This window comes from Lysinibacillus zambalensis, assembly GCF_040183165.1.
In the GTDB taxonomy this organism is placed as follows: domain Bacteria; phylum Bacillota; class Bacilli; order Bacillales_A; family Planococcaceae; genus Lysinibacillus; species Lysinibacillus zambalensis.
On record NZ_JBEGDG010000001.1, the window covers coordinates 1 to 19,352 of the forward strand.

General features: G+C 34.0%; 21 protein-coding genes and 2 pseudogenes. 17 read left to right on the forward strand and 6 right to left on the reverse strand.

Annotated features, from left to right (window positions below):
- Positions 1-138: pseudogene (locus ABNX05_RS00005) on the forward strand (CsxC family protein); the annotation flags it as partial.
- Positions 139-911: 773 nt separating this feature from the next.
- Here the strand turns inward: ABNX05_RS00005 and ABNX05_RS00010 are convergent.
- Positions 912-1,256: a DUF6176 family protein gene (locus ABNX05_RS00010; RefSeq protein ID WP_349657798.1), complete on the reverse strand. Its 345-nt coding sequence runs from the start codon at positions 1,254-1,256 to the stop codon at positions 912-914.
- 362 nt (positions 1,257-1,618) lie between these two features.
- On the opposite strand from ABNX05_RS00010, the gene ABNX05_RS00015 reads away from it, so the two are divergent.
- The 4 genes from ABNX05_RS00015 (at position 1,619) to ABNX05_RS00030 (ending at position 4,304) form a co-directional block, all read left to right on the forward strand.
- On the forward strand, positions 1,619-2,506 hold the full coding sequence (locus ABNX05_RS00015; protein ID WP_349657799.1) for a DMT family transporter: 888 nt from the start codon (positions 1,619-1,621) through the stop codon (positions 2,504-2,506).
- A gap of 275 nt (positions 2,507-2,781) precedes the next feature.
- Positions 2,782-2,982, forward strand: a complete 201-nt coding sequence (locus tag ABNX05_RS00020; RefSeq protein ID WP_349657800.1) for a hypothetical protein — start codon at positions 2,782-2,784, stop codon at positions 2,980-2,982.
- 155 nt (positions 2,983-3,137) lie between these two features.
- Positions 3,138-3,590 (forward strand): NUDIX hydrolase, encoded by a 453-nt coding sequence (locus ABNX05_RS00025; protein ID WP_349657801.1) that lies wholly within the window; start codon positions 3,138-3,140, stop codon positions 3,588-3,590.
- A 468-nt stretch (positions 3,591-4,058) separates the two neighbouring features.
- Positions 4,059-4,304: a hypothetical protein gene (locus tag ABNX05_RS00030; RefSeq protein WP_349657802.1), complete on the forward strand. Its 246-nt coding sequence runs from the start codon at positions 4,059-4,061 to the stop codon at positions 4,302-4,304.
- A gap of 326 nt (positions 4,305-4,630) precedes the next feature.
- On the opposite strand, the gene ABNX05_RS00035 is transcribed toward ABNX05_RS00030, so the two are convergent.
- Positions 4,631-4,774 carry a YjcZ family sporulation protein gene (locus tag ABNX05_RS00035; RefSeq protein ID WP_349657803.1) on the reverse strand — a complete coding sequence of 48 codons (144 nt, stop codon included), beginning with the start codon at positions 4,772-4,774 and terminating at the stop codon, positions 4,631-4,633.
- A 493-nt stretch (positions 4,775-5,267) separates the two neighbouring features.
- On the opposite strand from ABNX05_RS00035, the gene ABNX05_RS00040 reads away from it, so the two are divergent.
- The 6 genes from ABNX05_RS00040 (at position 5,268) to ABNX05_RS00065 (ending at position 10,362) form a co-directional block, all read left to right on the forward strand.
- Positions 5,268-6,125 (forward strand): RhaT/GlcU family sugar-proton symporter, encoded by an 858-nt coding sequence (locus ABNX05_RS00040; RefSeq protein WP_349657804.1) that lies wholly within the window; start codon positions 5,268-5,270, stop codon positions 6,123-6,125.
- Between the two features lie 14 nt (positions 6,126-6,139).
- Positions 6,140-6,925, forward strand: a complete 786-nt coding sequence (gene gdh / locus ABNX05_RS00045; protein ID WP_349657805.1) for a glucose 1-dehydrogenase — start codon at positions 6,140-6,142, stop codon at positions 6,923-6,925.
- Positions 6,926-7,084: 159 nt separating this feature from the next.
- Complete coding sequence (locus ABNX05_RS00050) at positions 7,085-7,696, forward strand: class I SAM-dependent methyltransferase (protein WP_349657806.1); 612 nt, start codon at positions 7,085-7,087, stop codon at positions 7,694-7,696.
- Between the two features lie 143 nt (positions 7,697-7,839).
- The gene (locus ABNX05_RS00055) at positions 7,840-8,409 is read left to right on the forward strand and encodes a hypothetical protein (RefSeq protein WP_349657807.1); all 570 of its coding nucleotides are present in this window, start codon (positions 7,840-7,842) and stop codon (positions 8,407-8,409) included.
- A 297-nt stretch (positions 8,410-8,706) separates the two neighbouring features.
- Positions 8,707-9,321 carry a hypothetical protein gene (locus ABNX05_RS00060; protein ID WP_349657808.1) on the forward strand — a complete coding sequence of 205 codons (615 nt, stop codon included), beginning with the start codon at positions 8,707-8,709 and terminating at the stop codon, positions 9,319-9,321.
- A 516-nt stretch (positions 9,322-9,837) separates the two neighbouring features.
- Positions 9,838-10,362 carry a GNAT family N-acetyltransferase gene (locus tag ABNX05_RS00065; RefSeq protein ID WP_349657809.1) on the forward strand — a complete coding sequence of 175 codons (525 nt, stop codon included), beginning with the start codon at positions 9,838-9,840 and terminating at the stop codon, positions 10,360-10,362.
- 124 nt (positions 10,363-10,486) lie between these two features.
- Here the strand turns inward: ABNX05_RS00065 and ABNX05_RS00070 are convergent.
- Positions 10,487-10,582, reverse strand: a pseudogene (locus ABNX05_RS00070) (YjcZ family sporulation protein); the annotation flags it as partial.
- Between the two features lie 273 nt (positions 10,583-10,855).
- Here ABNX05_RS00070 and ABNX05_RS00075 point away from each other — a divergent pair.
- The 3 genes from ABNX05_RS00075 to ABNX05_RS00085 all read left to right on the forward strand — a co-directional run bounded on the left by ABNX05_RS00075 (position 10,856) and on the right by ABNX05_RS00085 (position 14,896).
- Positions 10,856-11,263, forward strand: a complete 408-nt coding sequence (locus tag ABNX05_RS00075; protein ID WP_349657810.1) for an NUDIX domain-containing protein — start codon at positions 10,856-10,858, stop codon at positions 11,261-11,263.
- A gap of 516 nt (positions 11,264-11,779) precedes the next feature.
- Complete coding sequence (locus ABNX05_RS00080) at positions 11,780-12,661, forward strand: hypothetical protein (protein WP_349657811.1); 882 nt, start codon at positions 11,780-11,782, stop codon at positions 12,659-12,661.
- 24 nt (positions 12,662-12,685) lie between these two features.
- Positions 12,686-14,896, forward strand: coding sequence for an ATP-binding response regulator (locus ABNX05_RS00085; protein WP_349657812.1), 2,211 nt, complete (start codon positions 12,686-12,688; stop codon positions 14,894-14,896).
- Positions 14,897-15,157: 261 nt separating this feature from the next.
- On the opposite strand, the gene ABNX05_RS00090 is transcribed toward ABNX05_RS00085, so the two are convergent.
- The 3 genes from ABNX05_RS00090 to ABNX05_RS00100 form a co-directional block, all read right to left on the reverse strand.
- On the reverse strand, positions 15,158-15,337 hold the full coding sequence (locus tag ABNX05_RS00090; protein WP_349657813.1) for a hypothetical protein: 180 nt from the start codon (positions 15,335-15,337) through the stop codon (positions 15,158-15,160).
- A gap of 586 nt (positions 15,338-15,923) precedes the next feature.
- Positions 15,924-16,202, reverse strand: coding sequence for a gamma-type small acid-soluble spore protein (locus ABNX05_RS00095; RefSeq protein WP_349657814.1), 279 nt, complete (start codon positions 16,200-16,202; stop codon positions 15,924-15,926).
- A 176-nt stretch (positions 16,203-16,378) separates the two neighbouring features.
- Entirely contained in the window at positions 16,379-16,840 is a 462-nt protein-coding gene (locus ABNX05_RS00100) for a GNAT family N-acetyltransferase (protein WP_349657815.1), read from the reverse strand.
- A gap of 173 nt (positions 16,841-17,013) precedes the next feature.
- Here ABNX05_RS00100 and ABNX05_RS00105 point away from each other — a divergent pair, with 173 nt between their 5' ends.
- The 3 genes from ABNX05_RS00105 to ABNX05_RS00115 all read left to right on the forward strand — a co-directional run bounded on the left by ABNX05_RS00105 (position 17,014) and on the right by ABNX05_RS00115 (position 19,228).
- Positions 17,014-17,187, forward strand: coding sequence for a hypothetical protein (locus ABNX05_RS00105; RefSeq protein ID WP_349657816.1), 174 nt, complete (start codon positions 17,014-17,016; stop codon positions 17,185-17,187).
- 542 nt (positions 17,188-17,729) lie between these two features.
- Positions 17,730-18,608, forward strand: a complete 879-nt coding sequence (locus ABNX05_RS00110) for a GNAT family N-acetyltransferase (protein ID WP_349657817.1) — start codon at positions 17,730-17,732, stop codon at positions 18,606-18,608.
- A gap of 77 nt (positions 18,609-18,685) precedes the next feature.
- Positions 18,686-19,228 carry a GNAT family N-acetyltransferase gene (locus tag ABNX05_RS00115; protein ID WP_349657818.1) on the forward strand — a complete coding sequence of 181 codons (543 nt, stop codon included), beginning with the start codon at positions 18,686-18,688 and terminating at the stop codon, positions 19,226-19,228.
- Positions 19,229-19,352: the final 124 nt, after the last annotated feature.

Genomic DNA, 19,352 nt, shown 5'->3' on the forward strand with positions numbered 1-19,352 from the left:
ACTTTTAGCACATTGCGTGAAAAAATTGTTCTGGATCTTACAGTAAAAGTACTGCAAGTTCAACAAGTCCGCCTTGGAGCTGGTAGTACTGTAGTTACTCCTGTTCTGTTCGGACTTACTCCTCCTACTAGTCCTTGATAATCTCTAGTTTTTAGAGGTACAGATCAAAGCAGTTCACGGCAACAATATGAATTCGAAAATAACCTTATAATATTAAATGAGCACTACAAATAATTTAATATTTGAGTTGGCAGTTGAAAGTTCAGTTGAATCTGAATTTCAACTGCCTTTTTGCAATTAACAAACAAGATTGAAGGCTAGTGAGTACAAAAGCACATTTTTCAACAGTTCCCGAAAAAGATATCGAACAAATTAAATCGATAGAACGCACAATAAAAAGATTTATCATCATTATTAGAACAATCGAATTAAAAAGCCTTATATAGATGTTATGAAGACTGTAAAGCTTGATTTGTAGTTGGTGATAGATGTTGAGATTAGGCATGAATGACAATACTTTTTGCATTTGTGTTTCGAATAGCCCTGTTAAATTAAAAATAGGATGTCCATTCACAATCCATGTCCATGTCCATATCCATATCCATTACGATACTGTAGGAAATATCGAGTCTAGAACTAACCCAAGCCTTAAAAATATTTTCTATTTTCTTTTTAAGTTCCTCAGTGCCCATATTCTCATCAATACCTAATTCTTCTATAGTAAACGTAGTCTACTGTAGAGGAGTTAACCCAATAGTAGAGGCATCATTTACATCGTTGCTTCGGCATTATTTGAGGAGTTATAGGGAGATTGAGGAATCCACACAAAGGGACTTGCAGATTTGAAATTCAATCTTAAACGCAAGTCCTAATCTTCTTAAACACAAGTTTTCATTTGTTTAAGAAAGTGTTTAATTCATAGAATTTCGTACTTTTTCAGGAATCATCACTACCTCAGTTTGTAAATCAACAGGTTTAAAGGTTTTATCAATACATTCATCCCAGTATTCAAGATGTTTTTTATCAATCCAATGTTCTGAATCATCCACATCAATTCCACCTGTCCCTTGAACAACATACCAATACAAATATTCTTCTCCATTTAACACTTCTCGAAAAATCGTTTCAACGTACATTTTCTCGCCTTCAAGAGTAACTAGAACATCTTCCATATTTTCATTCAAGAAAGCTAACCACTCATTTACTTTTTCCGTTTTACCTTGTTTCACTCGATATCGCGTGCACTCAATATTCATTATATATTGTTCCTTTCTGTTTTTTCCATATTAACCCAACTTCATTTTAATATATTATATATTATTTTCGTATTCTTCTAAATTTTATTTAGTCAACTGGAAAAGTACGGACTTAACTGCGGCTTTGTGATAAGTGAAGATATGAAAGACAAGATTAATAGGGGGTATCTTGAATCTTTATTTCTAATTTACGGACGATAGCCTTAAGAAATCTAATAAAATAGTGCAGGATATGGAAGAAACCTTTTTACAAAGATGATATGCGATGATACTATATATTAGGCGGTAATTTCAAGTAGAGAGAATCCTTTCCTATTCGATATTTCGTCAATTTAAGAACGACAGAAGGTATAGTAAATATCGTGACAAATCTAATGTATATATTTTGTTTAATAGTTTGGGGACTTAATTTTATTGCAGTGAAAATTCAAGGAACGCCAGTGAGCTTAGAATTATCCTTGACTTATCGACTAGTTATTACTGCATTTTTATTTATTGCACTAGTGTTGTTTCTTAAGCCAAAAGGGAAGCCAACACGTAAAGATATACCTTTTATCATGGTGTTTGGTATATGTAATTTTGCATTAAGTTATTTATGCTTATACTATGCAACAATATTGAGCTCAGCAGCAATTGTAACATTAATCTTTTCTTTAAAAGTGATATTGACTCCGCTAGCTCTTCGAATTTTCTTAAAAGAGCAACTACATCCTCGTGTTTTGTTTGGAGGAGTGTTAGGAGTGGTGGGTGTTTGTGTCCTCATTTATCCTTCTTTAAGTAGTTTCTCTAGCTTAGATGTTTTAAAGGGTATTTTGATTGCTCTTTTAGGTACAGTACTTACAGCTATTGGTGATGTAAGTTCTGCGAGGAATGCCAGAGGAAAGATTGACCCTATTTATTCGAACGCTATTGGTTTTACTGTAGGAAGTATTCTAATGTCAGTCATTGTATTGTTCCAGGGGCAAAAGATCATAATCCCTACATCAATAACATACATATCAGCTTTATTATATTTAACATTGATCGCATCTTTCCTAGCATGGCTATTTTATTTAAAGCTTGTTGAAAGAATAGGTGCTGCAAAAAGCGGGTACATGGTAGCTTTATTTCCGGTAATTGGAGGTATAGCCTCTGTCCTAATTGGTGAATCTCCTCTTTCGATTTATTTAATCTTAGGATGTCTGTCTAGCTGTATAGGTGCAGCTATAGCTTTGGGATTTAGAATTCCCCGAAGAATTAAGCAAATGTAATTCTAGTTTTTGCGACAGCATAAAGGATTTAAGGAAGTATGATTAAGTAGTCCACTCAGAAATGGGTGGATTTTTGTATTCGTTATTTCTTTTCTACTAAGCGACTCCTTTGGAACTATCTGAATCGAGCTATTTTAAATGTGAAAGGTAAATGAAAGGAGGATTCCATTTTGAAAAAGACATTTAGTTTATTCATCATGCTTCTTATATTCTGCAGTTTGTTGGTTATGTGTAAAAGTGAAGTTAAAGCTACTTTTGTAGGGGTAATTGAGGAGATGATAAACGATCGGAAAGCCGTAGTTTATGTAACTAAATCAGAAAATAATGCGGTTTACGGTATTGTTTATGTAAATCTTGCAAAGAATCCCGACGAAACATTTAAAGTTGGTGATAAAGTAAAAGTTGGTTATAACGGAAAAGTACAAGGTACGGCACCAATGGCTGTTACTACACTTACAGTTGAATTAGTTGAGTAATATAATAGTGTAAAATGTGACATTGCATTGAAAAATTTGATCATTCCTCTGCTTTTCTCGTAAGTCTATTGAGAGAGAAAATTATGAGACCTGATTTTATTACCTCATGTTACGTCAACATGTAAACTAAAATAATTATATTTGGAGGAGCAAAAATGTCTGAAGATTTAACAGTAAAAATGAATGCGGGAAAACTGAACATTCGCGTTGCAGCATGGATTGTTTACAATGACAACCTATTAGTAAGTCAATTTCCTGATGGGACAATTTCTTTGCCAGGAGGAAGAGTACAGTTACGAGAAACTAGTATTGAGGCAATTGAGCGTGAGATATTGGAAGAAACGGGAGTGCAACTGGGTACCCCAAAATTATTTGCGGTAATCGAAAATTTCTTCCACGATAAGGATTATTTTCACGAGATTTTATTTATTTACCGTGGTCAAATTCCAATTCAGCCTACCTACAATGGACAGGATTCCAGTAGTCAAAAAATTAGTTGGATCCCTTTGACACAAGTGAATGAGTTGAAACCGGATATTCTCGTTAATTTATCCCAAATTGTAGAGATAGATAAACTCCATCATTTCACAAATATTGAAGCAAGATGACCCTGCAATTACTCTTTTAAAGTAGAAGTACCTCACTACCTTAACACAAAATAAAAGGTCTAGTATGTATGGATTTCTACACACAGGCCCTAATGCTGAAAGGCTAATAATTTTGATTTTGATAGGTGATAATAGATTTTTATTTTTTAAAAATAGTTGTATTTTCTATACGAATAGAATCAACTTAACCGCAATTTACACAAAATGTATATATTTTATTTGCCCTCTTAAATGAACCTTTACTTGGTTTTACTGGGATATAGTCTGTAGCTTCTGTAAATTGGGTATTTCCACATCTCTTACATTGTTTATTAGTCATATATTTCGCTCCTCTATCGTACTTTTTCTACAGTGAAATTGTAACATAGAAAGAGCGCGTTTTGAGGGAGCACATAGGCATTTGCGTAGACTGTTAATCCTTAATAGCATAACCTATATCGATATCGAAAGGAGGGAAAAATATGCAATATGATTACAGGCATGATGGTTATGGGGGACAACATGGTGGCAGACATCCATATTACCCGGTTTCGCCAACTCATTTTTATCCGGGCCAACACTACCCATCCCATCATTACTACCCTATGCATTACTACCCAACTCATCATCGTCATCCGCACCACCATCACCACCATCACCATCATCAGCAATACCCACAACAGCCCTATCCGAACCCACGCTATTACTAAACAAGCAACGACAAGATCTTTATAGGGGTGATCGTTCCTTTTTATTGTTTAGGTTTGTATTGAACGGATCATTGGAGGAAAGTGATCCGCTTAATGAAGGTATAGGGATAACTTAGTATTCAAAAATAAATTTAGCTAGTGCTGACAATACTTATATATAAAATGTAAAGAAAAATTGTTGGTATTGAAATTTTTTATGATTGCTGGGGAAGTAGGGACAAATTGGATCATTTCGCAAGGTTTACTTGAGTTAAAAAGGTCACTCTGTGAAAGTGACCTTGAATGAAGAGGTGTAAGGCTTAAACCATACACGCTTAATTATTTTAATAGCTCAAAATAATTATTAAAAGATTAATACATGAATGTAGCGCCGACAATAATTAAAAGAATGAACAGAACAACAATTAGAACAAATGTTGAACCGTTATTGCCACCTCCACAGCTATAACCTCCGTAGCAACAATTGTTGTTATAATTGCCACTGAACCATCCCATGAAGCATTCCTCCTTTCTACATCTATAATATGTATCGATATAGAAAGTGAGGGAGGTATTTATCCAACAAAAAGTACCTTTTAAATTATAATTTTTTAAAATTAATTATTCCGTAATTTACTTTGAATAAAAGGGCCACTTTATAGAAGTGACCCTTAGTAACAAGGCGGTGTAAGCTAAAAAATTAGCTTATTATATTATTATGATTTAATAACTCTTTTGTATAGTGGATTGCCTTAGGAATTAATTTATAAATAGTAATGTAAAAAAATCCACCATGCAAACAGAGATTCTATAAGACCAAGATACGCTTAATGGCCATCTTGGTCTATTATTGTGTGACAAAAGTGGAAGTATTACATAACAAATTAAGCCAACTTCAATGGTGTTTCTTATTAAAAGTATAAAAAGCTTCACTAAGCGCAATATAAAAAAGTATTATAGATGTTTTGTTAAATCAAATAAAGCGTTTAGTGAGGTGAAAGATTTAAAAATGGATATCATCCTAGCGTTGTTACCAGCTCTATTTTGGGGAAGTATTGTATTATTTAACGTCAAGCTCGGTGGTGGACCATATAGTCAAGTGCTTGGAACAACATTTGGTGCACTTATATTCTCTATAGGTATTTACTTTTTTGTAAAGCCTGAGTTATCCCCTATAGTGTTTGGAGTCGGAATTGTATCAGGTCTTTTTTGGGCATTAGGTCAAGTAAACCAATTGAAAAGTATTGATTTAATTGGGGTTTCAAAAACGATGCCCATTTCAACAGGGATGCAATTGGTATCAACGACTTTATTTGGCGTAATCGTGTTTCATGAATGGTCGACAACAATGTCGGTTATATTAGGTATTCTGGCACTTATTAGTATCATCATTGGTATTGTTCTCACATCACTTCCTAATCCAGAAGAGAAAAAAGAAGAACACGGAAGCAATTTGAAAAAAGGGATTTTAATTTTACTTGTTTCAACTTTTGGTTATTTAGTATATGTGGTGGTAGTACGTTTATTTAATGTAAGTGGATGGTCTGCTTTATTGCCACAAGCAATCGGGATGGTAATAGGTGGGGTTTTATTAACATTTAAGCATAAACCATTTAATAAATATGCGATTCGTAATATTATTCCTGGTTTAATATGGGCTGCCGGAAATATGTTTTTATTTATATCGCAGCCACGTGTAGGTGTTGCAACAAGTTTTTCTCTTTCTCAAATGGGGATTGTCATCGCAACTTTAGGTGGAATTTTTATATTAGGTGAGAAAAAAACAAAACGTCAACTTGTAGCAATTATTATCGGGATTGTATTTATTGTCGCTGCTGGTATTATGTTGGGAATTGCGAAAAGATAAAAGGAGGATCTTGTATGTATCCAGATTTAGAAGGAAAAGTTATTGTCATTACAGGCGCTTCGACGGGACTAGGAAAAGCAATGGGCATTCGCTTTGGAGAGGAAAAAGCGAAAGTAGTTATTAATTATCGTTCCAATGAAGCGGAAGTAAATGCTGTTGTGGAAGAAGTTAAAAAAGCAGGTGGCGAGGCCATTGCTGTACAAGGAGATGTGACTGTTGAAGCGGACGTCATTAATCTCGTTCAGACTGCTGTAAAAGAATTTGGAACACTTGATGTGATGATTAATAATGCAGGTATAGAAAACCCAGTCGCTTCTCATGAAATGCCGTTAAGCGATTGGAATAGAGTCATTAATACAAATTTAACGGGTGCGTTTTTAGGAAGTCGAGAAGCAATTAAATATTACGTTGAAAATGATATTAAAGGAACCGTTATCAATATGTCCAGTGTTCATGAGAAAATTCCTTGGCCGTTGTTTGTGCATTATGCTGCTAGTAAAGGGGGCATAAAGTTAATGACAGAAACATTAGCGTTAGAATATGCGCCAAAGGGAATTCGTGTCAATAACATTGGACCAGGGGCAATCAATACACCTATAAATGCTGAGAAATTTGCTGATCCAGCTAAACGTGCTGATGTAGAAAGTATGGTTCCGATGGGGTATATCGGAAAGCCAGAAGAAATCGCTGCAGTCGCAGTATGGCTTGCTTCATCACAGGCTAGTTATGTAACGGGTATTACTCTATTTGCGGATGGTGGAATGACTTTATATCCTGAATTCCAGGCTGGTCGTGGATAACTAAAGGTGTGTAAAAAAGGTATCAAGGTTTCTTGATGCCTTTTTTGCCTTACATATGTTACAAAAAAGAAGGGTGTATCAAAAGGTAATTTTATACAAAAGGGAAATGGTGTATGATTATTTCAAGAAGAGATTATATTCAAGTGGGAGTGATAAAGTTTGAATAATTCTTGGAATAGATTTATCTATAGGATGGGTTCTCCAATTTATGACAAGTTTTTTAATTCTGGTGTTTTTTTGAATGCTCGAAAACAAATATTTCAATCCATATCATTTAATAATCAACAAAAAATCCTATTTGTAGGTGTAGGAACAGGCGCTGATTTAGAGTTAATTAATCATAATGATTTAAAAATAACGGCTATTGATTATTCACCGGACATGCTCGGTAAAGCAAGGGCAAAGTTTGAACATTCTACAATTACATTTTTAGAAATGGATGCTCAAAATATGGAATTTGAAAATGAATCGTTTGACTATGTCGTAGCTAGTCTAATCCTATCGGTAGTACCTGACGCAACTAAATGTTTTCAAGAGATGACGAGGGTTTTAAAGCAAGACGGGAGAATAATAGTTTTTGACAAATTTGTTCCTAAAAACGAAAAACAGGCCTTGCCCAAAATTTTACTAAGACCCATTATTAGCTTACTAGGAACTGATATTGGTCGGAGCTTTGAAGAAATATCGCCTGAAAATATAGTAGTAGAGGAAGATACGCCTATCATGCTCAATGGGATGTATAGGAAAATAATAATAAGAAAAATATATTGATATTTTTCATAAGTAGAATTAAATAAAGCACTTATTAGTTTTGTTATTTATATACTACAGCCTATGTACGAATAACCTAAACCCTATAAATGATTTATCATATTCTAGTATTATTATCTATCGATTGAAAAGAGGGTAAGACAATGATGAGTTCTTCCTGCAATTGTGATTGTAAAAATGTATTCCGATCAAATAAAGTATCTTCTTGTCCGATTTGTCAATGTAGCTCTGTTAGGCTTCCTGTTCCGAGTAATTTTACGACAGGAGCAATATGGAGGAATCCATCTACAGAGACGATTGTTGTCACTCTTTTAAATAAAACAGGCGCACCCCAAACAGTAACAGTATCGGTATTAGATTGGCAAAATTGTGCTCAAGAAGAGATACCAAAAGAAGCATTCTTATGTGGAGAATTGCAACCTTCACCTTTTTATGACCCAGCAACGCCTCTTATTTTTACAATTCCAGCAAAAAAACTACTTGTCGTTCATGCAACTCCGCAAAATGGTTGGCAACTAAGTGATCCATGTTATGAAGTGCTTGTTAAAACTCCAACTGATCCAATTCTTCCAACTGATCCAATTCTTCCAGGTGATCCAATTCTGCCTAATGATCCGATTATCATGAATACATGGGGGATTAATATTGATGGGGTGCCTCAAGAAGGAAATACAATGTTCCATCGCCAGTTTCAACGAACTATTTTTATTTAACTTCTTTCAGCGGATGTCACGGAATCGGAAAGAGTGCACATAGGATGGTAGCCTACAATCATCACGTCGATGCGAAAATGGCTATGCACATGACGCATTGTTTATCTTCATAACTGGTCATTTAGTTTTTTAAAGTGTAGAAAAGCAAGGTCAAAACCTCAAAATTAAAAAGGGTTGTTTTCTTGAAAATTATTGCTATCAAACTAACTAGGTTTAGTTCTAGGAATTAATTAGTTTTTAAGTTAAAATATAGGTGATGTTTGGTGTGAGATTTTCAACTATAGAAGGAGCCGAATTATGAGGTTAACGAAAATAGCATATACAGGATTATTTGTCACTGTTTTATTAACAGGATGTACGAACGAAGAAACTAAAATTGAAGAAGTAAAACCGGCGGAATCTAAAATTGAAAAAGTAAAGTCGGGAGTAACTAAAGTTAACAACGCGAAGCTGTGGAAGGATGTTTCAACTCCCGAAGGCTTTAATGAATATGGAATCGAACCTACGCTTGAAGCTTGGATTGCCTATCACGCTGAAGATATTGTTAAAACAACCGATGTGAACCAATATTATCCGAAGGCCGATCAAATCACTACTGAAATGAAATATTTTCGGGTTCAAGGCGATGACCTTCAAAAGGACTTTGAAAACCTGAATGTTCTTCAAATTTGGATGGGACATCTTGAGTATGTTTTATCGACGAAAACGCAAGAAAGATCAAGGTTTAATGACGACTTAAAACAGACTTTCAAGTATTTCACTGAATTACTTCATGATCTTGACATTGTAATAAATCATGGTGGGAAGGGTGAAACATTCGGGTTAACACACCAATTAGACGGGAACAAGGTTAAAGAATTGGAATCGTATCTCTATGAAAATGGCAATCCCTATCAAAATAACGAGTATTGAGCTACTTTTAATGGTCTATTTTTATTTTTGGATGACTGACAAGGTATGAAGCGCTGTAGTTGAATAGCAATTTAGCAAAGCTCAAAAGACAAAGAGCAAGTTGATCTACAAAATATGTAGAAGCAACTTGTTTTTGTTTTTCTATACGAAAACAGTATTAAAGAGAAACTATATATATTTGAGACTTTCATCCCTAAAAGGACAAGTTTATTTAGCTTTTTTCTAACATGTTATTGAATGTAGGATTTCCCACCTCATCTAGATTGAACTCAGGGCCAATTACCTTTTTGTATGGGGGAATTAATCCTGAATGATTGTAAAAGGGTATAGCACTGCAAGTTAAGGATGAAGATGCTCAATTGATTGGAATGAGAGACCGTTTCGTGATCCATTTATATAAATCTATATTTTTACATTTGTAAATAAAAAAGTATTGTTCTACCTAAAATGCTGTACCAATTCTCACCATTTTTGTATAGAATCTAAGATAACTTATTTGGAAATGGAGTGAAGAAGATGTTTCCTATTTTAGATACTGAACGATTAGTGTTAAGAGAACTTACTGAACATGACGCCCAAGAAGTATTAAACTGTTTTTCAAATCCTGATGTATTACGTCACTATGGGCAAAATCCTTTAACAAATATAGAGCAGGTTAAACAAATAATTAAAAATTTTTCAAAAAATTATGATGAAAAACGTGGGATTAAATGGGGAATTTCATTAAAAGGACAAAAAGGTATTATTGGTACTATCGGTTTTCAAGAGTGGTCGACTGAGCATAAAAGAGCTGAAATTAGCTATGCACTTTTTCCTGAGAGCTGGGGAAAAGGGTATGCACAAGAAGCTGTTAATAGAGTCCTAGCATTTGGCTTTGAAGAGATGGATTTAATGCGTATTGGAGCTATTGTTTTTACTGAAAATGAAGCTTCAAATAAACTATTGACCAAATTGGGCTTTGAAAAAGAAGGGATATTAAAAAATTATATGCACCAAAATGGTGTTCCGTATGACACTAATATTTTTTCTCTAATTAAATAAATGTAAGTAGAAAAAAGGGTCACTGGAGGAAAGTGACCCTTAGTCATTCGTATAGAAGGTATAGGGATAAATTAGTATTACTCTAGGGAAATTTGAGCAATAGAGACATTGGCGGCGTTGTTTATTAGTAACAAATGAAAGTAGCGCCAACGATAATTAAAAGGATGAATAATACTACAATTAGGGCAAAAGTGGACCCTGAGCCGTAACCATTACCTGAACAACTCATTTTTACTCCCTCCTTTCTACAATATATAATACGCAAAGTTGTAAAAAGGAGAGATGGTAATCATCTAACTAAAAAAATAAATAAAGGTAGAAATAATTTTTCCAATACTTTTACATTAAATTTTACGAGTATAATAGTTAGGAAGAGGGCATCTACTACTTGGCGGAGTGAATGACCTTCGTAAGTAACCATTCAAGATACATATTTTACATATTGAAGTTATATACATCCGATAGCAGCTAGTTATTATAGGAGGAAATACAAATGGAAAAAGTGAAATCACCAAAAGTTGGCGTTGGGGCAGTTATTGTAGATAAGGCTAACAAAATTTTACTCGTTTTACGTAAAAAAGCACCAGAAGCAGGCTGTTGGAGCTTACCGGGTGGTAAGGTTGACTATATGGAAACAATAGAAAATGCGATCATACGTGAAATAAAGGAAGAACTTGGAGTGGACATCGAAATTACACAATTGGTATGTGTGACCAACCATATTATACATTCAGAAGATGTCCATTATGTAGCGCCTACCTTTGCTGCTCATATTACGAATGGTGAAGTAGAAAATAGAGAACCGCATGCTTTAGAGAAGGTGCAGTGGTTTTCTATAAATGAAATTCCTGAAAACATTACAATGACTACAGAATATGCACTGAGTCAGTTAAAGCTTTAGTAATTTAGGGGAAATATGGATACAATCTTACTGCGTGGTACACTGCATGATAGTGAAAGCTTGCTGCGCCAGCCTAGAATCATTTAATATGACTAATTTACTGATGAAGAAAAGAGTTGTTGGTTTGGGAAAAGTAGCGGGCCCGCAGGAACGTAATGAAGAGGTGATTGAAGCAAAGTCCACGGACTTATGATACTAAACAATTGATGTATATTTTTTTGTAGACAAACTTAAAGCACAAACAAAGTCGCATTTTTCTACTGTCTGAAATCACCGGGATCGGTGTCTGGTGATTTTTTATGATGTTGTAAAAAAAGTATTTCAAATTATGGGGTAATAAGTATATTTTTGCAAATTAAAACATTGGTGTGTTGTAAAAATTGGATGTAAGGCAAAAAATTAGATTTAAAAGTAATGTTAACTCTGCTAGGATAATATATCGTAGGAGGTGTGATTTGGTCTAAGGAGCTTGTATCATAACGGAAAAATACATAACACCTTTGACAATTAACGTTAATGAAAAAGAGAAAAATTGTTCTCATCGTTTGCTTATTTATTATCTTTCTAACAGGCTCACGAGTTTTATGGTTGGAATTATTCGATAATTCAGATCAACCACATGCTGTAAAAGGGCAAATGGATTTAAGAAATTGGAATTTTAATGACGAACATGCTATTACACTCGATGGAGAGTGGGAGTTTTATCCTTATAATTGGTTGATTAGTGAAGAAAAGCACTTAGAATCTAAAAAGGTTCAATCTACATACATAGAGGTTCCTGAGGGATGGAGTTCTTCTTTACAAGAAGAAGAGATGAGCCCTTACGGTTACGGTACTTATCGCTTAAAATTACTCGTCAATCCAGAGGACAAAATAACTTACAGTATTCGAGTTCCGAGTGTTCGGAGTTCTTCTGAAATTTATGTAAATGGACGACAGTTAGCAAAATCAGGTGAAATTGGGGAGAAAGCAGAAAATACAGTGGCCAAAAATGTTCCATATACTGTTTCTTTTGAAGCAAACGGTCATAAAGAAATCGAAATTATTGTTCAGGCTTCTAACTTTAAGGATCCTCGTGGCGGTGGCATTGTTCGCTCCATTAAATTAGGGAAAGAAGATATATTAGCTAAGGAAACACAATGGTCGATAGCTATGCAGCAACTAGTTGCAGTTGTTTTTTTTATACACGCGATCTATTCTATCATTTTATTTTTTATAGGGAACAAGGAAGAAAAAAAATTACTTTATTTTTCTCTATTATCGATGAGCATTATGAATTATTACTTATTAGCAAGCGATGACAAATTATTATCTTATTTGTTTTCGATTAATTATGAATGGGGCTTTAAATTAGTTCATCTTGCTATGGTAGGGATAGGCTTTTCACTCATTCAATGAATAAAACATTGGATGCCTCAACATGTGAGTAAATATACACGTTGGTTTAGTATTATCTGTGGTATAGCTGCATTTATGGCAATCGTGTTGCCTACTCGCTATATAGTAACTTATCAAGATATTTATATATTTATTTTAGGTATTGCGTTAGTAATAACGATCCTAACGGTAATGACAAAATCTATTAAAGAGGTCAGAAGTAATATATTTTTACTTCTTGCCATTTTAGCATTTGGCAATAATTACATTTGGGATGGTCTACTTCTCATCTTTGGAATAAAAGTGATTATGTATCCATTTGATCTTATTATCACAATGGCTTGTTTAGCTACATTATGGTTTAAAGGATATGCAAAAGTTTATTCAGATACGAAAGAACTTGCTAATAAGCTTCAAAAGGCTAATAAGTTAAAGGATGAATTTCTTGCTAATACGTCTCATGAGTTACGAAATCCACTTCATGGAATCCTTAATATTTCTAAGGCTGTTTTGGAAAGAGAAGAACGTGTACTCAGTGACAAAAGTGTCAAGGATTTAGAAACAGTGCTTTCTGTAGGAAGTCGTATGTCAATTATGTTAAATGATTTACTAGATGTCATGAGTTTAAAAGAAAATAACCCTAAACTAAAGTTTAGAACTGTTTCGATTCATGCAATTGTATCGGGTGTATTAGATATGCTCTATGTTATGGGTGACGGAAAACAGATTCAGTTAATGAATCAAATCCCTGAAAATTTCTCAAAAGTAATAGCTGATGAAAATAGAGTGATTCAAATCATTTTTAATTTACTTCATAATGCAGTGAAATACACGAACGAAGGTGAAGTGAAGATTTCTGGTCATGTAAGAAATGGGATGGCTGAAATTGTGATTTCGGATACTGGTATTGGAATAGATGAGGAAACCATTGAACGTATATTTGAACCTTATGAGCAGGGTACTCTTAGTAAGGCAATGATAGAAGGCGGATTTGGGCTAGGACTGAGTATTACTAAACGTTTGGTTGAACTACATGGGGGAACATTACGGGTAAAATCAGTTGTAGGGAAAGGGTCAGAATTTACGTTTACTCTCCCAATATCTGACGGAACGGATGAGCAAACAAATGTAGCACTGCTATCAGATGAGAACAAAGTATCAGCGGTAGTGACTCCTACAAATCCATTTGATGATCGAATTGGAAATCAATCTATTATGGAAGCGAATAGACCTAGAGTATTGGTCGTCGATGATGACCCAGTTAACTTAAGAGTTATCGAAACAATACTTTCTATAGAAAAATACGACTTAGTATCGGTTACAAGCGGTAATAAAGCTCTCGAAATATTAATGTCACAAGAGTGGGATTTAGTCATATCAGATGTAATGATGCCAAATATGTCTGGCTACGAATTAGTTCGTACAATTCGTCAGCATTTTTCAATAACTGAACTACCAGTTTTACTTCTCACAGCAAGGAGTCAGCCGCAAGATATTAAAAATGGTTTCTTATCTGGTGCGAATGATTACGTTACAAAACCAGTGGACGCTTTAGAGTTAAGATCAAGAGTGAATGCATTAACCGATGTTAAACAATCTGCACAACAACGACTTCAAATGGAGGCAGCTTGGCTTCAGGCACAAATACAGCCCCATTTTTTATTCAATACATTAAATGCGATTATTACGTTAAGTGAAATTGATATCGAGCGAACTAGTAAGCTACTTGAAGCACTAAGTGATTTTTTAAGAGAATCCTTTAAGTTTCAAAATATTGATGAACTTGTTCCACTGGAAGACGAAGTAAATCTTGTTCAATCTTATATATACATTTATAAGGAACGTTTCGGGGAGCGGATTAACGTAACGTGGGATCTAAACGTTTCCACAGACGTCATGATGCCATCACTAACCATCCAACCATTAATTGAAAATGCTTTGAAACATGGGATATTGCCCCGTGAAAATGGCGGGAATATTCATATTAGCATTGAAGATTTCGACACGTATATTGAGATCTCTGTGTCAGATGATGGCACTGGAATGGATGAAGCTACGATGGAACGTTTACTTGAAAGAAAATCGGAAAGTTCAAATGGCATTGGATTACTTAATACAGATCTTCGCTTAAAACAACATTACGGTAAAGGACTTCAAATTAAAAGTAAGCCAAATCAAGGTACAACCATATCGTTCGTAGTTTTTAACAAGAAAGAAAAGTCAAAGCAATTTGAGCGTGAACTGTTGGTAAAATAAGAACATTCAATAGATGCCACACCCCCATTTCATAATGGGGGTGAAGTTTTGTAAAAAAGTAAGAAAAAGATAATACAAATAAAACAGGAAGCCTTATTTAAGTTAGGAGCATAACATATGCACAACCTACATCCACATGATAGGATGAATTGTCTTGTCAGGTACTTGAATCCAATAGGAAGTTTCCAGTGACGTATCTTTTATAACAGATTTTATAAAAACAAAAACAGATAACCTTAATTAGTCATCTGTCTTCAGCAATCATTTTGTAAATGGATCTTCCACTTCATATAGATAACTTGTCTCAAAATTTTCTTTTGTTTCTGCATAAACGGTTTTCTCCTTTGCTTCTGCTTGTTCACTAGCTGGAGCTTCGTCGTGTGAGGAACAAGCAGTTAGAAAGAACGCAGCCAGTGCCCCGAAGTACAAGAATTTTTTCATTGCTACAACCTCCATTATTGTTTGTTACGTTTTAGATTGTGCAATTACACTTAGAATATAACGGAAATGGCGATGATAAAAATTTTTTTGTAACAAAAAAATAAAAGGGGATATTGCGTGTACTTCTTCTCTACAACCGTCGATGATATCATCTATGATTTTTTGATCTTCATCACCAGCGTGATTTTAAAACGTTTGATATCCAGCAATCATGCCATAGTCTGTAATTTTAATTAAAGCTGACCAAACACTAAATACTTCAGCACAATTTCTAGTTATTCGCATTTTTTAAAAGAAAAATAAAACGTTTTTAGAAATAAAAAAGGGTCACCGAGTTGAAAGTGACCCTAAGTAATAAATGAGGGAGGCTGTGACGGTCAACCAACGCCACAACCAAATAAGTGCGTGCGATACACTCAATAATTATTGTGTGTAGAGTAAGATTTCCTATACATTCAAAAAGGCTAAGTATCGTCACACAATACAGTGCGAATGGGTTTAGGCTCTTTTAAGAGAGGAAGCTTGTTGCATTTTGGGAACAAAAAACCGGCAAAGGTTGCCGGTTGTGGTTGTGACTTATTTAAACTTATTTTGTATTGTTTTCGTTTGCAAATCGACCAGAAGCAAGATTTTTGTTAGCTTCTGCCTGTTGGATTTGTTGTCTAATTTGATTAACGTCAGTCTCAGTTCCGAATTCTACGTCCATCGAGTTCTTTGAACCAGAAGCAAATTTTTTGTTAGCTTCTGCCTGTTGGATTTGTTGTCTAATTTGATTAACATCAGTTTCATTTCCAAATTCCACGTTCATTGCATTTGGAGTTGCATTAGGAATTTTCGAATTAAAGTTTTGATTGTTGTTTGCCATTGAAAATCACCTCCTGAAAATAGTTTATACAGAAGGTGCTATAGTATCCGGAAAATTTTCACCCAAATTTTATTTAATTTGTACTAATAAATGGTTTTAAGTTAACATAGGTCAAATGTTAACATTTCTAAAGAGCCTGCTAACTTTCAAAGCAGGCTCTAATATCGTATAAAATTTTAAAGTTCTAAGCGCATAATACTGCTCGCTTCTTTATATCCATGTCTTTCATACAAGGCAAAAGCCCCGCTATTTTCTGCTAAAACACTTAACTCTAAATGATCTAATTTACGTTCTTCTGCCCATTTTTTTGCCTCTTGTAGCAATACTGAACCGATGCCTTTACTTTGATATTGTCCGCCAACAATTACATCCATAATATACGCATAATTATGCTGGACGATACAAGAATAAGAAGGCGTAGTTAATTCTTGAATTAGTAAAAAGCCGGCAATACTGTGATCTATTTCAGCAACAAAAATATCTGACTTTTCTTCTAAAATTGTGTTTGTAAGAAACTTTACATCCTGTTTTGTTGGAGCTATGTACTTTGGTTGTAGTTTTGACATCTCTAAAAACAGTTCTTCATATAATATTTCTATTTGCGGAATATTTTCTAATGTTGCAACTTTAATATTCATGTTCTACCTCCATTCGAATTTTATACCATTTCACTTTACTATATTTTTATATTTTTGAAAATAATCAGTAAATTGAATAAAAAACTCAAATAGCTAACACCGTATAAACCGCAGGGGATTTCCAATACTAAAGCTGTTTTAAAATATTTAGTATGAGAAGGAGGCTATCAACAGTGAGATTTTTTGCATGGGGACTTTTAGGTGCCGCAGCTATTTTTGGCGTAATGAAACGCCAATCGATGTCAGACAATGCACATCAAATGACAACGTCTTCTCAGGAAGGCACGACACCAGTGCAATTAGTTGCAAACAGTAATCCACTTACCGCAAATACACCAAAACAATAATTAATGCACTTCAAGCTTATAGACAATGAAAAGGTCTATAAGCTTCTACATAAAAAATGAAAGCTTAATTCACCCTTTACAAAAGTATCCATAAAAATGTATAGTTATGTTAAATATATGGTGAAATGGGGTTTTGATTATTTATGATGAAACTTATTAATGGCTAATAAAATTTTTAAAAATTTTATAGTGCAATAACGCAGATTAAGGTGTATACCTTAATTCTTTTTAGTTCGCCCATTTGCACAATAGCGATTAGAAGTCATCATATCTATTCAAATCATATATTTTTAATATATCCTATAAGCATCTAGCAGGGTCAAGGCAAAATCCGAACGTATAGTTTATTTGTACAGAAGCTAAAGCCCAGCGAAGTGACAGCTACAATGTCACTGAGGAGTATTAATCTATATTGAATTTAAATTTGACTATGAGAAGGATTTCTTCTTATAGTTTTTTTTATGTCTTTTTGGGGGTGTGCAAAATGGTAATGTCTCAATTACTTACTTTGAGCTAATAAAATAGAGAAATGAGGCGTAAATATGACAAAGTATCATTTAATAAATGATTACAAGGACAATCAAAAATATAGAGAAAGTTTCAATGAATTAGCAAAGTTAATTTTTGGATTAGATTTTAGCCAATGGTATGAAAAAGGATGCTGGAACGATCAATATTGTTGTTATTCATATATCGATGATGAAAAAGTAATTGCAAATGCATCAATAAGTAAAATGACTGTTGCTGTAAACGGTAAGAATTATAAAGCCATACAAGTTGGTACAGTAATGACGCATCCAGATTATCGTCATAAAGGTTTAGCAAAAAAATTAATGAATGTCATTATTGATAAATATGAAAAACAATACGATTTCATCTATTTATTTGCGAATGAAACAGTTTTAGATTTCTATCCGAAATTTGGGTTTTCAAGAGTACAAGAAAGTAGATATTTCTTAAATGCTGATGGTTTACAGAAAAAATCAAACATAACAATCCGGAATTTAGACGTTGAAAATATCAACGATGTATCTTTATTGAAATTGTATGCAAAGGAAAGAATGCCATTATCGTCTGTTTTAGATGTGAAAGAAAATGAAAGTTTACTTATGTTCTATTTTCTTATTGCATTTCCTAATTCAATTTATTTTATCGAAGACGAAGACGTTATAGTATTATTCGAAAAAGAGGGTGAGGAATTACATCTTTTTGATGTTGTAAGTCGCAGTAAGATTGATGTAATTGAAGTTTTAAGCTACATTACTACATCAGATATAAAAAGAATTATTTTTCACTTTATCCCTGATTGTCAGAATCTAGAGTCTGAAGTAATTGAAACTGAGGACGATGTATTGTTTATTCGGCCGATGATAAAATTCGGGACAGAACGACCGTTATTTCCATTAACATCGCATTCGTAAAGCCAGTTAAATGTTTGAATACAGTTAAATTAAAGAGCTTTTTCTATTATAAAAATAGGTGAAAAGGGTGATTCCACTTGATACAAATAAAAAGGATATATAAAGAAAATTTCCCACAAGGCAAAAAAATTATTTATCAATACAGCTCCAATAATTATTATGATGTTTCCTTTAAAGAACGAGAAAATGGCTGGACAGTTGATTTTACGTTAAAACATTTCGACATGCCATTTCACAAGTATTTGGAAGGAGAAATTTTTGAGGATCATATAGAGGATATTGAATGCTATATTGTTGAGTTTAATGGAGAAGAAGCGGGAATTGTTAGTTTTAATCATGAGAAGTGGCATCATGTGTTAAGAATTAATGATATTCATATTGATCAAGCCTATCAACAGCAAGGCATTGGTAGTAAGCTCATGGCTTTGGTCAAAAAGCGTGCAGCAGAAGTTGGGGTGAGGGCAATCGTTTTAGAAACACAAACGTCTAATTTTCCTGCTATACAGTTTTACAGAAAACATGGATTTCATCTAATTGGATGTGACTTAATAAGTTACTCCAATAAAGATATTGATAAAAGGGAAGTAAGAATTGAAATGGGACTTGTACTTGAATCGTAATTATCGAAAAAAGGAGTGTAAAGTGTGGTACATCCACCATTAGCCATCGTGAAATGAGATACTAAAAACTGTTTGTACCCGTGTTTACATCGTTCATGTCATGCAATTTCCACTTTAAAGAAGG

What these genes read in the sequence shown, in the direction of transcription:
- ABNX05_RS00010 (WP_349657798.1), bottom strand. Translation starts at nt 1,256, where the DNA reads ATGAATATTGAGTGCACGCGATATCGAGTGAAACAAGGTAAAACGGAA.
- ABNX05_RS00020 (WP_349657800.1), top strand. Translation starts at nt 2,782, where the DNA reads ATGATAAACGATCGGAAAGCCGTAGTTTATGTAACTAAATCAGAAAAT.
- ABNX05_RS00025 (WP_349657801.1), top strand. Translation starts at nt 3,138, where the DNA reads ATGTCTGAAGATTTAACAGTAAAAATGAATGCGGGAAAACTGAACATT.
- ABNX05_RS00030 (WP_349657802.1), top strand. Translation starts at nt 4,059, where the DNA reads ATGATTACAGGCATGATGGTTATGGGGGACAACATGGTGGCAGACATC.
- ABNX05_RS00035 (WP_349657803.1), bottom strand. Translation starts at nt 4,774, where the DNA reads ATGGGATGGTTCAGTGGCAATTATAACAACAATTGTTGCTACGGAGGT.
- ABNX05_RS00040 (WP_349657804.1), top strand. Translation starts at nt 5,268, where the DNA reads ATGGATATCATCCTAGCGTTGTTACCAGCTCTATTTTGGGGAAGTATT.
- gdh (WP_349657805.1), top strand. Translation starts at nt 6,140, where the DNA reads ATGTATCCAGATTTAGAAGGAAAAGTTATTGTCATTACAGGCGCTTCG.
- ABNX05_RS00055 (WP_349657807.1), top strand. Translation starts at nt 7,840, where the DNA reads ATGATGAGTTCTTCCTGCAATTGTGATTGTAAAAATGTATTCCGATCA.
- ABNX05_RS00060 (WP_349657808.1), top strand. Translation starts at nt 8,707, where the DNA reads ATGAGGTTAACGAAAATAGCATATACAGGATTATTTGTCACTGTTTTA.
- ABNX05_RS00065 (WP_349657809.1), top strand. Translation starts at nt 9,838, where the DNA reads ATGTTTCCTATTTTAGATACTGAACGATTAGTGTTAAGAGAACTTACT.
- ABNX05_RS00075 (WP_349657810.1), top strand. Translation starts at nt 10,856, where the DNA reads ATGGAAAAAGTGAAATCACCAAAAGTTGGCGTTGGGGCAGTTATTGTA.
- ABNX05_RS00080 (WP_349657811.1), top strand. Translation starts at nt 11,780, where the DNA reads ATGAAAAAGAGAAAAATTGTTCTCATCGTTTGCTTATTTATTATCTTT.
- ABNX05_RS00090 (WP_349657813.1), bottom strand. Translation starts at nt 15,337, where the DNA reads ATGAAAAAATTCTTGTACTTCGGGGCACTGGCTGCGTTCTTTCTAACT.
- ABNX05_RS00095 (WP_349657814.1), bottom strand. Translation starts at nt 16,202, where the DNA reads ATGGCAAACAACAATCAAAACTTTAATTCGAAAATTCCTAATGCAACT.
- ABNX05_RS00100 (WP_349657815.1), bottom strand. Translation starts at nt 16,840, where the DNA reads ATGAATATTAAAGTTGCAACATTAGAAAATATTCCGCAAATAGAAATA.
- ABNX05_RS00110 (WP_349657817.1), top strand. Translation starts at nt 17,730, where the DNA reads ATGACAAAGTATCATTTAATAAATGATTACAAGGACAATCAAAAATAT.